Source organism: Methylovorus sp. MP688, assembly GCF_000183115.1.
GTDB lineage: Bacteria > Pseudomonadota > Gammaproteobacteria > Burkholderiales > Methylophilaceae > Methylovorus > Methylovorus glucosotrophus.
On the sequence record NC_014733.1, the window covers coordinates 341,772 to 355,567 of the forward strand.

9 protein-coding genes are annotated in these 13,796 nt (G+C 58.7%); 2 read left to right on the plus strand and 7 right to left on the minus strand.

Going from position 1 to position 13,796, the window contains the following annotated elements; genetic code table 11:
* Positions 1 to 6: 6 nt before the first annotated feature.
* Positions 7 to 771: a hypothetical protein gene (locus MPQ_RS01750; protein ID WP_013441161.1), complete on the plus strand. Its 765-nt coding sequence runs from the start codon at positions 7 to 9 to the stop codon at positions 769 to 771.
* Positions 772 to 784: 13 nt separating this feature from the next.
* Positions 785 to 1,459, plus strand: a complete 675-nt coding sequence (radC, locus tag MPQ_RS01755) for a DNA repair protein RadC (RefSeq protein ID WP_013441162.1) — start codon at positions 785 to 787, stop codon at positions 1,457 to 1,459.
* Between the two features lie 22 nt (positions 1,460 to 1,481).
* Here radC and MPQ_RS01760 read toward each other — a convergent pair whose 3' ends face one another.
* The 7 genes from MPQ_RS01760 to MPQ_RS01790 all read right to left on the minus strand — a co-directional run bounded on the left by MPQ_RS01760 (position 1,482) and on the right by MPQ_RS01790 (position 13,795).
* Entirely contained in the window at positions 1,482 to 2,363 is an 882-nt protein-coding gene (locus MPQ_RS01760) for a transglutaminase family protein (RefSeq protein ID WP_013441163.1), read from the minus strand.
* 6 nt (positions 2,364 to 2,369) lie between these two features.
* Positions 2,370 to 4,907, minus strand: coding sequence for a circularly permuted type 2 ATP-grasp protein (locus tag MPQ_RS01765; RefSeq protein ID WP_013441164.1), 2,538 nt, complete (start codon positions 4,905 to 4,907; stop codon positions 2,370 to 2,372).
* 9 nt (positions 4,908 to 4,916) lie between these two features.
* Positions 4,917 to 8,207, minus strand: a complete 3,291-nt coding sequence (locus MPQ_RS01770) for a DUF2126 domain-containing protein (protein ID WP_013441165.1) — start codon at positions 8,205 to 8,207, stop codon at positions 4,917 to 4,919.
* 310 nt (positions 8,208 to 8,517) lie between these two features.
* Positions 8,518 to 8,823, minus strand: a complete 306-nt coding sequence (locus tag MPQ_RS01775) for a hypothetical protein (RefSeq protein ID WP_013441167.1) — start codon at positions 8,821 to 8,823, stop codon at positions 8,518 to 8,520.
* 15 nt (positions 8,824 to 8,838) lie between these two features.
* Entirely contained in the window at positions 8,839 to 11,553 is a 2,715-nt protein-coding gene (locus MPQ_RS01780; RefSeq protein WP_013441168.1) for a nitrate reductase, read from the minus strand.
* A gap of 127 nt (positions 11,554 to 11,680) precedes the next feature.
* A complete protein-coding gene (gene nirD, locus MPQ_RS01785) occupies positions 11,681 to 11,995 on the minus strand; it encodes a nitrite reductase small subunit NirD (RefSeq protein ID WP_013441169.1) in 315 nt (104 codons plus the stop codon).
* A 105-nt stretch (positions 11,996 to 12,100) separates the two neighbouring features.
* On the minus strand, positions 12,101 to 13,795 hold the full coding sequence (locus tag MPQ_RS01790) for a bifunctional protein-serine/threonine kinase/phosphatase (protein ID WP_013441170.1): 1,695 nt from the start codon (positions 13,793 to 13,795) through the stop codon (positions 12,101 to 12,103).
* Position 13,796 lies beyond the last annotated feature (1 nt).

Sequence of the window (13,796 nt, forward strand, 5' to 3'; positions counted from 1 at the left end):
CAGGGTATGTGGCGAAAACTCAGGATATTTGTATTGCTGTTTGTGTTGGTGACCGTGGCCCAGCAAGCCTGGCTGAAAAACGGGCAGCCGGACTGGCACCGCACGTTGTATGTCACGCTATACCCGGTGAATGCCGATCTAAGTGAAGCCTCCAATGTGGCGATCCGCCGGCTGAATCAGGCACAACTGACGCAAATTGAAGAATATTTTGCCGAGCAGGGCAAACGATACCATCTCGCGCAGGTACAGCCATTTGCCGTGCACCTTGGGCCTGTGGTTGCGGATATTCCACCGCCCCCGCCGCGCAATGCGGGCATGCTGTCTACGATGACCTGGAGCCTGCATTTTCGCTGGTGGACCTGGCGACATAGTCCGCCCACGCCGATAAAAGCCGATATTCGCCTTTATCTGCTCTATTTTGATGTGGCGGGGCATCCCACCTTGCCGCATTCCACCGCCCTCAGCAAAGGCCGCGTCGGGCTGGTGAACGTATATGCCGATCCCGGACAAACCGCGCAAAACAATGTGGTGATTGCCCATGAGCTGCTGCACACCGTCGGTGCCCGCGACAAATATGATCTGACGACTACACAACCTCATTACCCAGAGGGATACGCCGAGCCGGACCGGCAGCCCTTGTATCCGCAACGCTTCGCTGAACTCATGGCTGGACGCATTCCAGACAGCCAGCATGGCGCGCATATTCCGGCAAATCTGTCACAGACGTTGGTGGGGGACCTCACAGCCAGGGAAATCGGATGGCAACCATGAGGAAACATAAGGTATGGCAATTATCGATTGGCCGGAAGGGGAGCGCCCGCGCGAAAAGCTGCTGACGCAGGGTAGTAGCGCATTGTCAGATGCTGAATTGCTGGCGATTTTTTTACGCGTAGGCGTGACCGGTAAAAGTGCAGTGGATCTGGCGCGCGAGCTATTGCAGGTGTTTGGCAGCCTGAACGGTATTTTTGCCGCCAGCCTGGAACAGATTTCCCGGATCAAGGGCATGGGCAGCAGCAAGTATGTGCAGCTGCAGGCGATTTTTGAGATGAGCCGGCGTGCGCTCACTGAAGAAATGCAGGCGCGCGATGTCATGAACTCGCCGCAACAGGTGCGCGATTTTCTCAGCCTCAAGCTGGGAGGGCTGCCGCGTGAAGTGTTTCTGGTGATATTTCTGGATGCGCAAAACCGCGTACTGGCACATGAGGAGATGTTTGCGGGTACGCTGACACAGACCAGCGTGCATCCGCGGGAAATCGTCAAGCGGGCGCTCTATTACAACGCGGGCGCGGTGATCCTTGCCCACAACCACCCCTCCGGTGTTGCCGAGCCTAGCCGGGCCGATGAAATGATCACGGCTCAGCTGAAGACGGCGCTGGATCTGGTAGATGTGCGGGTGCTGGATCATTTTGTTGTGGCGGGCAATACCACCTTGTCATTTGCGGAGCGCGGCCTGCTCTAGGATGGCGCCTCGCTGAAGCGGGCTAATTCTGCTCGATGGGGGTCACGGTGACGCTGACATCCAGCTGCTGGGCGCCACCGCCCAGTACTACACCCCGCATGGGCGAAATATCGCTGAAATCGCGTCCCCAGGCGACGGTGATGTGATCCGTCTGCACCAGGCAGTTGTTGGTCGGGTCAAAATCCACCCAACCCGTATCCGGGCAGTAAACCGAGGCCCAGGCATGCGAGGCATCGGCACCGATCATACGCTCCTGGCCTTCGGGTGGGGTGGTGAGTATATAGCCGCTGACATAGCGGCAAGCCAGGCCCAGGCTGCGCAGGCAGGCAATCATCAGATGCGCAAAATCCTGGCATACGCCACGGCGCCCGGCCAGCACGTCGGATAAAGGCGTAGAAATGCTGGTGGCCTGATCATCAAATTCAAAATCCTGGTAGATGCGTTGGGTCAGGTCCAGCGCCGCTTCGAGCAAGGGTCTGCCGGGCGTGAAGCTGGGCGCGGCGTAATTCGCCAGCGTGTAGTGGCGACCCGCCTTGGGCGAGCTGAACAGGAACGCCTGCGCCTCGATATGCGTGTTGTAGTGCTGGATCAGCTCTTCTTTCACAAACTCCCAGCTCGGGCTTTGGCTTAGTGAAGCAGGCAATACGCGCGGCAGCACTTCCACTGTGGATTCCGAGATGACAGACAAGGTCTGGTGCGGGCTGTAAATGGAAAAATACAGGCGAGAATTGCCGAAATAATCCAGCCGCTGCGAGGTCTCGCTGGGATTGGGCGAAATGGTGATCTGATGCGCCAGCGTGGTTTGCCATGCCAGTAGTCGCGGCGTCATGTGCAGCATGTGCTGCGACAGGGTCACATCAAAGTCGTACTGATACTCGGTCTGGTGCTGGATGTGGTAGCGCATGGCGGTTTAGTTGGCGGTGGTGTCCGAGAAGCTGAAAAAGCGATGCCCCAACTGCGTAGAAATATCCACGCTGGCCTGATAGGTGTCGCTCAGCCATACCATCAACTCCGGGCTGTTGTGATGGAACGATGCATCCACATCAAACGCGCGCAGGCTTTCCATGCGCTCCATCATGCGTCCTTCGCCGCCACCGCCGTTGTAGGTGGACGATATCTGCGACAGGTATTTCACCAGTCCGCGTAACTGGAACATCATCGCATTCGGATTATTTTCATCAATCAGCAACAGATAAAGCACTGGCAACCACTCCGGCTGCGCGGCATAGCGTGCGCGATAGGTGACGATGGAATCGGTCAGTTCCAGCAGCCAGTCCAGGCTGCTTTCGGCCGGCATCGCCAACGCCTTTTGCAACAGGATGCACAGAAACTGCAGGCGTTCGATGCGGCGCCCCAGGGACAGGAAGCGCCAGCCCTGGTCACGCGTCATGCTGTCCAGCGTAAAGCCGGAGATGGTGACCAGGGAGGTGTTGGTTTCATCCAGCACTGCCAGCGCCTCGCTCAGGGAGGCTTGGGCATCACGCTCGGCAAAGCGCAGATGCAGCTGGTTGATCAGGCGCCAATGGTCGCCCGACAAGCGTTCACGCAAACTGAAAGCCAGCTGGAAAAACTGGGAAATGTGATTGGCCAGGCTGGAGCTGTCGTTGGCAAAAATGGCCGCAATAAGCAGACACTCAATGGCGTTTTCATCTTCGGCAAACAGGGGGTAATTGCCGTCAGACTCCTCATCTTCAGGCGGCATGAGGTTGTACCAGACACACATGGCTTTGACGGTAGGCCATTCCACAGCCCGATGCTCGGGCGAGAAGTCCAGCAGGTAATGAATGGCCGTGCGCAGCAGTCGGGTGGCATGGTAGCTGCGCACCGAATGACGGCCAAACCAGAACAGGTTTTCAATGACGCGGCTGGAAAGGTGAATGTTGTCATGCACCAGCCCGGCACTGGAGGTGGTCTTGCGCAGCAGGCTGGGCGTGTTCGGCTTGAACTCGGGCGTGATCACCCAGGTATCCTTGCTGCAGCCGCTGCCCTGCATGGTAATCACGCGTTTGCTGGCATTGCTGGCTACTCGTGTCAGGCCGCCTGGCATGACGATATAACCATTGGGCGTGGCACAGGCAAATACCCGCAGCCCCACCGATTGCGCCTGCATCTGCTGCAGCTGGCTGTTCCAGACTGGCGCCTGCGATACCTTGACCAGCTCCTGCGCCAGGTAGTTTTCCGGATTGGCGCGCAGTTGCGCAATCAGCTCCTCGCGTGCCGCGCCATCCAGGTCCTGCCCGTAAATCATGATTTCACGCGTGTGCAAAAAGGCGTTCTTGATCAGCAAGCGATCCAGATTGGCAATCACGGTCTCCAGCGCCTGTGGCTCGCCGCACCACCAGGTGGCGACCGAGGGTAACATCAACGGCTGCTTCAGCAGATGCTGGCTGAGCGCAGGCAAAAAGCCCATCAGCGCGCCCGATTGCAGCACATTGCTGCCTAGGCTATTCGCCAGCAGCACATGGCCGCGACGCGCGACTTCGGTGAGCCCGGCAATGCCCAGCAGCGATTCGGCATTCAACTCCAGCGGGTCACAGTAAATATCGTCTAGCCGCCGCAGAATGGCATGCACGGGTTTCAGTCCAGCAAGTGTTTTCAGCCAGACCACGCCTTCGCGCACGGTCAGGTCGTTACCCTGTACCAGCGGAAAACCGAGATAGCCTGCCAGGTAGGATTGCTCGTGATAGGTTTCATTAAAGGGCCCCGCCGTCAGGATCACGGTTAGCGGCTGCTCGCTGGGGCTCAGCGGGGCGATGTTGGGGTTGGCTTGCGATTGCCGATAGGCACACTCACGTCCCCAGTGGGCCAGGCTATCGCGCAGGCTGGCAAAAAATCCGCTCAGGCGCTGGATGTTAAGGTCACGAAACAGATCGGGAAACACGCTGGAAATCACCATGCGGTTTTCCAGCGCATAGCCAGTACCCGCAGGTGCCTGCGTGCGGTCCGACACTACCCACCAGCGGCCATCGGCCGAGCGGGCGAGGTCTACGGCATACATGTGCAAAGCGACGCCATCCGGCTGCGGAATGCCATGGCACGGGCGCAGGAAACCGGCATTGCCGTGTATGAGGGCTGGTGGCAGCATGCCTTGCGCCATCAGTGTCTGTTCACCGTAAATGTCGCGCAACACGGTGTTGAGGATGGTGGCGCGCTGGATGACGGCGGCTTCGATATGCGCCCATTCATCCTGCGGCAGGATAAAGGGCAGGGGGTCCAGATCCCAGGGCCGCTGCCCGCCCTGAGTGTCGGCGTAGGCGTTATAGGTCAGGCCGTTTTCATGTACCAGTCGACGCACGTTTTCAACGCGCTTGCGCATCTCGGCAGGCTCTTCACCACTCAATGAATCTATCAGTGGCTGCCAGTGAGGGCGGGGCGTTCCGGGCGATTGCAGCAGCTCGTTATGAGAGTTTGCCGCAAACGGGTATTCGTTCAGTATCGAAGACAGCATGGCGCAATATTAAACAGCTTGCCACCGCAGGTCGAGCGTAAACGGGAATTTCGGGTTGCGCGGTTCTTCCGCAATCGATACCGCCCCCGGCGTGTGACCATGATCCCAGAAGCGCGTAAAGCGGCGCGCCTCGGCCTCAAAGGCATTGACCGGGAAGCTGTCGTAATTGCGCCCACCGGGATGGCTGACGTGGTAAGTGCAACCACCTATTGCCCGCCCGCTCCAGGTATCGACCAGATCAAACACCAGTGGTACATGCGGCGCGATGGTAGGGTGCAGGGCGGACCAGGGGCTCCAGGCACGGAAGCGCACGCCCGCGACATATTCGCCGGCAATGCCGGTGGCTTGCAGCGGCAGAGGTCTGCCATTGCAGGTGACGATATGGCGGCCATCCGTCAGGCCGCGCACGCGCAACTGCATGCGCTCTACCGAGGAATCCACATAGCGCGAGGTGCCGCCGCCGCTCATCTCTTCGCCCAGCACATTCCAGGGCTCGATGGCCTGACGCAATTCCAGCTCCACGCCGTGGTAGTTGACCGTGCCGTAACGCGGGAAACGGAATTCCACAAAAGGATCAAACCAGTGTTTTTCGAAGGCATAACCCGCTTCGCGCAGGTCCGCCACCACATCGGCAATATCCTGCGCAATAAAATGCGGCAGCATCCAGCGATCATGCAGCTCGGTGCCCCAATGCACCAGCTTGCCCTGGTATGGCTTGCGCCAGAAATGCGCCACCAGCGCCCGTAGCAGCAGCATTTGCAGCAGGCTCATGCGGGCATGGGGCGGCATTTCAAAGGCGCGGAATTCTACCAGGCCCAGACGGCCAGTCGGGCCATCAGGCGAATAGAGTTTGTCGATGGAAAATTCGGAACGGTGGGTATTCCCTGTCAGGTCCACCAGCAGATTGCGCAATAGCCGGTCGACCAGCCACGGGCGCTCACTCTCCGTGGTGTCTGGCAATACCTTGTCCATTTGCTGAAAGGCAATCGCCAGCTCGTAGAGATTGTCGTCGCGAGCTTCATCCACACGGGGCGCCTGGCTGGTGGGGCCGATAAAGGTGCCAGAAAACAGATACGACAATGCCGGGTGGTTTTGCCAATAGGTAATCAGGCTTTTCAATACATCCGGTCGGCGCAGCATGGGACTGTCGGCCGGGGTGGCGCCGCCCAGGGTGGCGTGGTTGCCACCGCCGGTGCCAGTGTGGCGGCCATCCAGCATGAATTTCTCGGTGCCCAGCCTGGTCTGGCGGGCTTCTTCATACAGGGTGGTGACATTACCCACAAGCTCCTGCCAGCTCGCTGCCGGGTGGATATTGACCTCGATCACGCCCGGGTCAGGCGTGACGCTGAGTGACTTGATGCGTGCGTCGCGAGGAGGTGGGTAGCCTTCCAGCCAGAGCTTGAGCTGATGCTTGGCCGCGGTGGCTTCAACCGCCGCCACCAGGGTCAGGTAATCCTCAATGCGCGACACGGGCGGCATGAATACATGCAGTCGTCCGCCGCGGACTTCCACGCACAGCGCGGTGTGCACTACCTCGCGCGCTTCCGGTTTTTTCAGGCTGGCCTTGCCGGGCTTGCTGCGGGCCAGAGGTTTTTCCGGCAAGTCTGCTCTGGCTTCAAAGGGATCCACCGCAAACTCGGGCTCGACATCGTCGGGCAATACCCATGGCAGCGAGGCTAATGGCAGGCGCAGGCCCATGGGCGAGTCGCCGCTCAACAGGTAAAGATGCTCGCGGCGTAGCGGCCATTTACTGGTGCGCCAGCTGGTGGTTTTGCTGGTGGATTCCGGCTTGAGCGGAATCACATAACCAGCGGCTTTGCCCAGGCCCACTTCCAGCAGTTGAGCCAGGCGTTTGCGTTCTTCGCTGGCACCAAGGTCGGCCTGCAGGGGGTCAACATTGTCCGGCAGGCGCTGTTCCAGCAAGGCTTGCTGCATGACATCCTCATACGCTTCTATCATGCAGGCCGGGGGCAGACCCAATGTTTCCACCAAGCTGGTGGCAAACAGTCTGGCCTCGGCTACGTCGTAATTCTCCGGCTGACCATCCTTGGAAAACAGCGAGGCATCACTCCACATGGGCTGGCCATCCACACGCCAGTACATATTGATGGCCCAGCGCGGCAAAGGCTCGCCCGGGTACCATTTTCCCTGGCCATAATGCAGCAGGCCGCCCTGACTGAAGCGCTCTTTCAGCCGCAGCGCCAGCTTGCCTGCCAGCTCACGTTTCTTGTCGCCATGGGCCTGGGTGTTCCACTCGGGGCCGTCCATGTCATCGATCGATACAAAGGTGGGCTCCCCACCCTGGGTGAGCCGCACATCCTGCTTTTGCAGATCACGGTCTACCTGCTGACCTATCTGGTCTATCTTTTCCCAGTCTTCTTCACTGTAGGGTTTGGTGACGCGCGGGTCTTCGTGTATGCGCGTGACACTCATTTCATGGTGAAACGTAACTTCTGCGATGTCGGTAAAGCCGGTTACCGGCGCAGCCGAGGCGGGCATGGCGGTACACGCCAGCGGAATATGGCCTTCGCCTGCCAGCAAGCCGGAGGTCGGGTCCAGGCCTATCCATCCGGCGCCGGGGATATACACTTCGGTCCAGGCATGCAGATCGGTGAAGTCCACCTCGGTGCCACTGGGCCCATCTAGCGCCTTGATGTCGGCGGTGAGCTGAATCAGATAGCCGGAGACAAAGCGCGCAGCCAGGCCAAGGTGGCGCAGTATCTGCACCAGCAGCCAGGCGCTGTCGCGGCAGGAGCCACTGCGTTTTTCCAGCGTTTCTTCCGGCGTTTGCACGCCGGGCTCCATGCGCACCAGATAGCCGATATCGCCTTGCAGACGCTGGTTGATGGCCACCAGGAAATTGGCAATGCTGAGTGGTGAGGCCAATAGCTGGCTGCGCGTGTCGTCCAGCCACTTGGCCAGCCTCGGGCCTGCCGGTTCCGCTTTCAGGTAGGGAGCGAGTTCGTATTCCAGTTGTTCGGTATAGGCAAAAGGAAACTGCTCGGCGTATTTTTCCACGAAAAAATCGAAGGGGTTGATGACCGTCATATCGGCCACCAGCGTCACCGTGAAGTCCAGCTGGGTGACTTTTTCCGGGAACACAAAGCGTGCAATGTAATTGCCGTAGGGATCCTGCTGCCAGTTGATGAAGTGCTTTTCCGGGTTTACCGTCAGCGAGTACGACAACACCGGCGTGCGGGCGTGGGCCGCGGGCTTGAGCCGTACTTCATGCGGAGAGAGATTAACCAGGCGATCAAAGGTGTAGCTGGTCTTGTGGTGCAATGCAACGCGTATGGCCATGCGAATCCTTCACAACTGTTCTTAAGTTCACGAGTCTTGAGTCACGAATCTTTGGGTCACGAACGTTTTTGGACTTATTCAGATGGCAGGCCAACATGACCTGCCACGGCCATGAATACCAGCATGAACCATGCCAGCAAACGACTGCTGAGCCTGTTTTCAGGCTGTGGGGGAATAGCGTGGTACTGATTCAGCCCAGCGCACACCGGGAGTGAAGACTAACTTGGCTTGTAGTATGCGCTGGATTGAGGAAATAAACCGTGCTCTTTAAAAATGAAGGCCATTCCAAAGAGCACGTATCAGGAATAACTTAACGACCCTTGCCGCTCATGGAGCCGCGGTTGTAATCCTTGTCGCCTTGCGGAATGCAACGACCAAAGCCGAGGAAGCCGCCTTGCATATTGGATGGACAGCCCTGGTTTTCCGGGAACTGCTTGGCGATTTCCTTGGCTTCAGCTGCTTTTGCCGTATCCACGAATTCCCAGCGGCCATTCGGGTGCAGCACGACTTTCTCGCCCTTGTCAGTGGTACCGGTGATGTCTTGCGCCTCACTATCAGCGGCATGGGCGAAGGGAGTGAGGGCGGCCAGCAGCAGGCCGATGTAAACGAATTTCATGGATTGTCCTTATGGTTAAGCGGCAGTTCTGCCGTGCAGTTGTACCAGTTTTTTCAGTTCGGGCACGCATGAACCGCATTGCGTACCGCATTTCAGCTTGTTTTGCAGGGTAATGAAATCAGCGCCCATCTGTATGGTATCAATAATTTCGTTCTCTGCCACATTCAGACAATTGCATACAATCTTGCCGCGACTCCTCTGGCCGGTGGGTGGCGCACTCAATGGCGCCAGCGCCCAGCGCCTCAGCTCATCGCTGAACTGGCCTTCCGTCATGACTTCGCGCAGCCACTCGGCAGCCAGGGTTTCGCCTATCAGCCGCACACCAGTGACTTGCTGGTGACCGGTCGCGGCGTCGGGCTCCACCAGAATACGCTTGCTGATACCACGCCGTGCATCCTGATAATTCAGCATGGGCGCGCCTTCTGTCATACCCAGCAGCGCATCCAGCGCATCTATCACCGCGGCATCGGGGGCCGCATGGTGGGCGGCTTGCAGCACGACCATACCGTTGCCGCGCCCATAAAGCCCACAACTCGCATAGTCGAAACCGGGCAGCAGGCGGCGAATCGCCTCCAACAACTGCATGTCGTGGTAGTTGCGCATCACGGTCATCCGCCATGGCAGCTCGACTTTCTCCAGCTTGACCGCGGTGTGCTTGAGTTCGGGTTGGCGTGAGAATTTGTCAAACGCCGATGGCATCAGCGCATTGCAGCCCAGCCCGCTCATGAACTGGCTGCCCCAGTGCATGGGAATAAAACTCTGCGCCGGCTGGATCTCATCGGATGGTTGCGCCCGCAATGTCAGGCTGCCACGTTTATTGCTGACCTTGACCAAGTCGCCCGGCTTGATCTGGTGCCGCTCCATGTCCTGCTGGTTGAGCGAAATCACTGGCTCATCCACATGGTTGAACAGCTGGGCCACGGTGCCGGTGCGGCTCATGCCATGCCACTGGTCGCGCAGGCGTCCGGTGAGCAAATGCAAAGGTTGTCGCGCATCGGTTTTGTCGGCGGTGGGCTTGTAGTGCGCGATATGAAATTGCGCGCGGCCATCCGGTTTGGGGAAAATGCCATCACTATATAAGCGTTGTAAGCCAGTGCTTACCTTCTCGTTAAGCGGCCACTGTTGTGGTCCCTGCGTATCTAGAAGCTGATAACTGAGGCCGGTAATATCGAGGTCACGACCGCGGGTGGATTCGCGGTGCTCATTGAAGATCGTCTCGGGCACCAGATAGTTGAACAGCGTGTTTGCCTTGCCCATGCGCTGTTCCAGACGCTGTGCAAAATCGACCACAATCTCCCAGTCATGGCGGGCTGCCCCCGGTTTGGCGACGGCTGGGGTGATATGCGTAATGCGCCGTTCGGAGTTGGTGACGGTGCCTTCTTTCTCGCCCCAGCTGGTGGCGGGCAGCACCACATCGGCATAGATATTGGTATCGGTATTGCCGTACGCATCCTGCAATACCACCAGTTCGGCATTCTCCAGCGCGGCCCGTACCTGGTTGAGGTCGGGCATGGAATGCGCCGGATTGGTGCAGGCGATCCAGATTGCCTTGATTTCGCCTGATTTCAGGGCATCGAACATCTCGACGGCGGTCTTGCCTGCTGCCGCGGGCACATCCTCCACACCCCACAGGGCGGCAACCTCGGCGCGATGCTCTGGATTATCCAGATCGCGGTGGCCGGATAGCAGATTCGCCATGCCACCCACTTCGCGTCCGCCCATGGCATTGGGCTGGCCGGTAAGCGAAAACGGACCTGCGCCCGGTTTGCCGATTTGCCCGGTGGCGAGGTGCAGATTGATGAGGGCGGCGTTTTTATCGCTGCCATGAATAGACTGGTTGAGCCCCATGCAATACATGGAAAGTGAAGGACCGCTACCAAACCACTTGGCGGCGGTCACCAGATCGGCCTCGCGGATACCGCAAATGTCCGCCACCATCTTCGGCGTGTATTCCCGCACGGTTTCCTTCAGCGCATCAAAGCCGTTGGTGTGCTCACGGATAAATGCCTGATCCAGCATGCCTTCCCACAGCATGATGTGCAGCATGCCATTGAACAGGGCGACGTCGGTGCCCGGCTGAATGGCCAGATGCAGGTCAGCAAAGGTGGCGGTATCGGTACGACGTGGGTCGACTACCACGATTTTCATGTCCGGATTGCGGGCCTTGGCATCTTCAATGCGGCGGAAAATGATGGGGTGGGCATAGGCGGTATTTGAGCCGGCGATGAAAAGACAGGCGGTGTGGTCGATGTCTTCATAGCAGGCCGGCGGTGCATCGGCACCTAGTGTCAGTTTGTACCCACTCACGGCGGAACTCATGCACAGACGCGAGTTGGTATCGACGTTGTTGGTGCCGATCAGGCCTTTGGCGAGCTTGTTGAAGACGTAATAATCCTCGGTCAGTAGCTGGCCGGAGATATAAAACGCCACGCTGTTGGGGCCATGCTCGCGTATGGTCTCGGCGAAGCGGTATGCCACATGGTCGAGCGCCGTATCCCAATCAGTAGGCTGGCGCGGGGCCTGACGGCTGGTGCGCATTTCGGGTTGCAAGACGCGCGTATCCAGCTTGGCCGTGAGGTGCAGCGTGGAGCCTTTGGTGCACAGGCGGCCGAAATTCGCCGGATGATCGGGATCGCCGCGCACGCCGGTAATGCGGTCATCTTCGCTGGTGATGATGACGCCGCAGCCAACGCCGCAATAACAACAGGTGGATCTGGTTTCTTTTAACATGATTCTGGGTACCGCTGGTTAAGGCCAACACGAGAGTAAAGGATAGACTGCGTCCCAGCATGACGGGCAAGTGACGCTGATCTTCCATATTCGTGTTGCATGATCAAACGCATGGGGCTGACTGCCTTCAGGACGGAATGTCCAGGAAGACCATGCCGTCTTCTACCTTGACGGCGAAGCAGGCAGTCTCGCCCACATCCGGCTCTTCGGCCTTGCCGTCGATCAGGCTGATTTTCCAGCTATGCAGCGGGCAGGCCACCTTATCACCATACACAATACCTTGCGACAGCGGGCCACCTTTATGCGGGCAGCTGTTGTTAAGGGCAAACACGCGGTCATCCTCAGTGCGGAATACGCCGATGTCGCCCTTGGCTGTGCGCACCACGCGCGAGCCCAGCTTGGGAATATCAGTCAAAGGGGCAATTTTGGTCCAGGTACTCATAAAAAAACTCCAAATCAAGAGATGACAACGCAACAACAAAAACACAAAACGTACTAACAAAAACTCAATAAGCCGCTGTCCTGCGCTCGACTTAAACCGGCAGCATTAGGAGACGATCAGCAAGTACAGCAGCATGAAATTCACCATCAGCGATACCAGCGCAATCCACTGCCATTTGACTAGTCGCGCCCGGGCAATCAGCGGCGTGCGTGGCGGCGGCAAAATCGGCCGGGTTTCGCCTATCTCCAGTGCCAGCAGCATTTCTTCGGCGGTTTCAAAACGGTGCTCGGGCAGACGGGCGACGGCTTTCAGCAAAATATTTTCCAGCCAGCGTGGAATCTCCGGCCGATAACGCGTAGGCGGTACAGGCTCGCCAAAGCGCGGATGCTGGAAAGGCTCAATCTCGCCATAGGGATATTTGCGCGTCAGCAGGTAATACAGGGTGACGCCCGCCGCATAAAGATCGCTGCTGACCGAGGCGCCAGCGCCATCAAACAGCTCGGGCGCCATAAAGCTGGGCGTACCGGGGTTATCCATGCTGGCAATATGGCCGGTGACCGGGCTCAAGGCCACGCCCAGGTCCAGAATGCGCAGACGCTGATCCATCGCCATGTGCAGATTGGCGGGCTTGATGTCGCGATGCAGTATCTGCAAGCGGTGCAGGGCGCCCAACCCGCGCAGCAGGGCAATGCCAATGCCGGTAATGCCAGCGGTGGTGAAGTGATGGCCGTTATCCAGCCGATGTTGCAGGGTGGCGCCCTCATGCCAGCTCATCACGTAATACAGCTGGCTGCGCTGCTCGGCGGTCAGTGGCAGCACTTGTGGCAGGTATTGCGATACCACGCGCTTGGCCAGCCATTCTTCATTAAGCAGGGCCTGGCAGCTGTCACGATCTTCCGCCAGCAAGGGTTGCAGGGTTTTGAGTACCCACAGCTGGTTGGTGATGCGGTGGCGTACCTTGTAAATAAGACTGGCGCGTGACTCATGCAAGACGCTGAGCACTTCAAACTGGTCGATGACATCGCCCGCTTTCATCTTGGGCGGCACCCGCAAATGGCGGTGCTCTGCCAACAGGTCAGTGAGGGTTTCCTCTCCCAGCTGCACCACATGTGCCGCCAGCACGGTGGCATTGTCGTGACCGCCCTGGGCAATTGCCAGCCGGGTCAGCTCATCGCAGATCAGCTGCGGGTTATCGTAAAGCCCCATGACATGATGCAGCGTCGCTTGGTCCAGCACATCCCACACGCCATCGCTCATCAGCGCGTAAACATCGCCCACCTGCAGGGCGCCATCGGCATAGTCGACGGACAAATGCTGGTCGAGGCCGATGGCCCGTTTCAGCACATGCCGCATGTCGGGGCGTTCCCACACATGGTCGGTGGTGAGTTGTTGCAATTCACCATGGCGCAGGCGATAGATGCGGGTATCGCCCACATGCGCCGAGTAAAAGCGCTGGCCGCGAAACACGATCAACGACAGTGTGCTGGCCATGCCGGCAAAATCCTTGTGCTGGGCGGCTTGCGCCAGCAGCCAGCGGTTGGCGGCGGTGATCACCTTGTCCAGCGCGCTATGCACTTCCCAGGTATCGGGTGTGGCGTAGTAGTCGGACAAGATACTGCGCACGGTCATTTCAGCGGCCTCACGCCCACCGGCATTGCCGCTGACGCCATCGGCCAGGGCGATCAGCGCGCCCTTGGTCTGCAACTGCATGCCAACCGGCGTCACCATGCCCGCAAAATCCTCATTGCGTTCACGCGGGCCGGTGGCCGTGCTTTGGCCGAGCAGCAATTGCAGAGACATG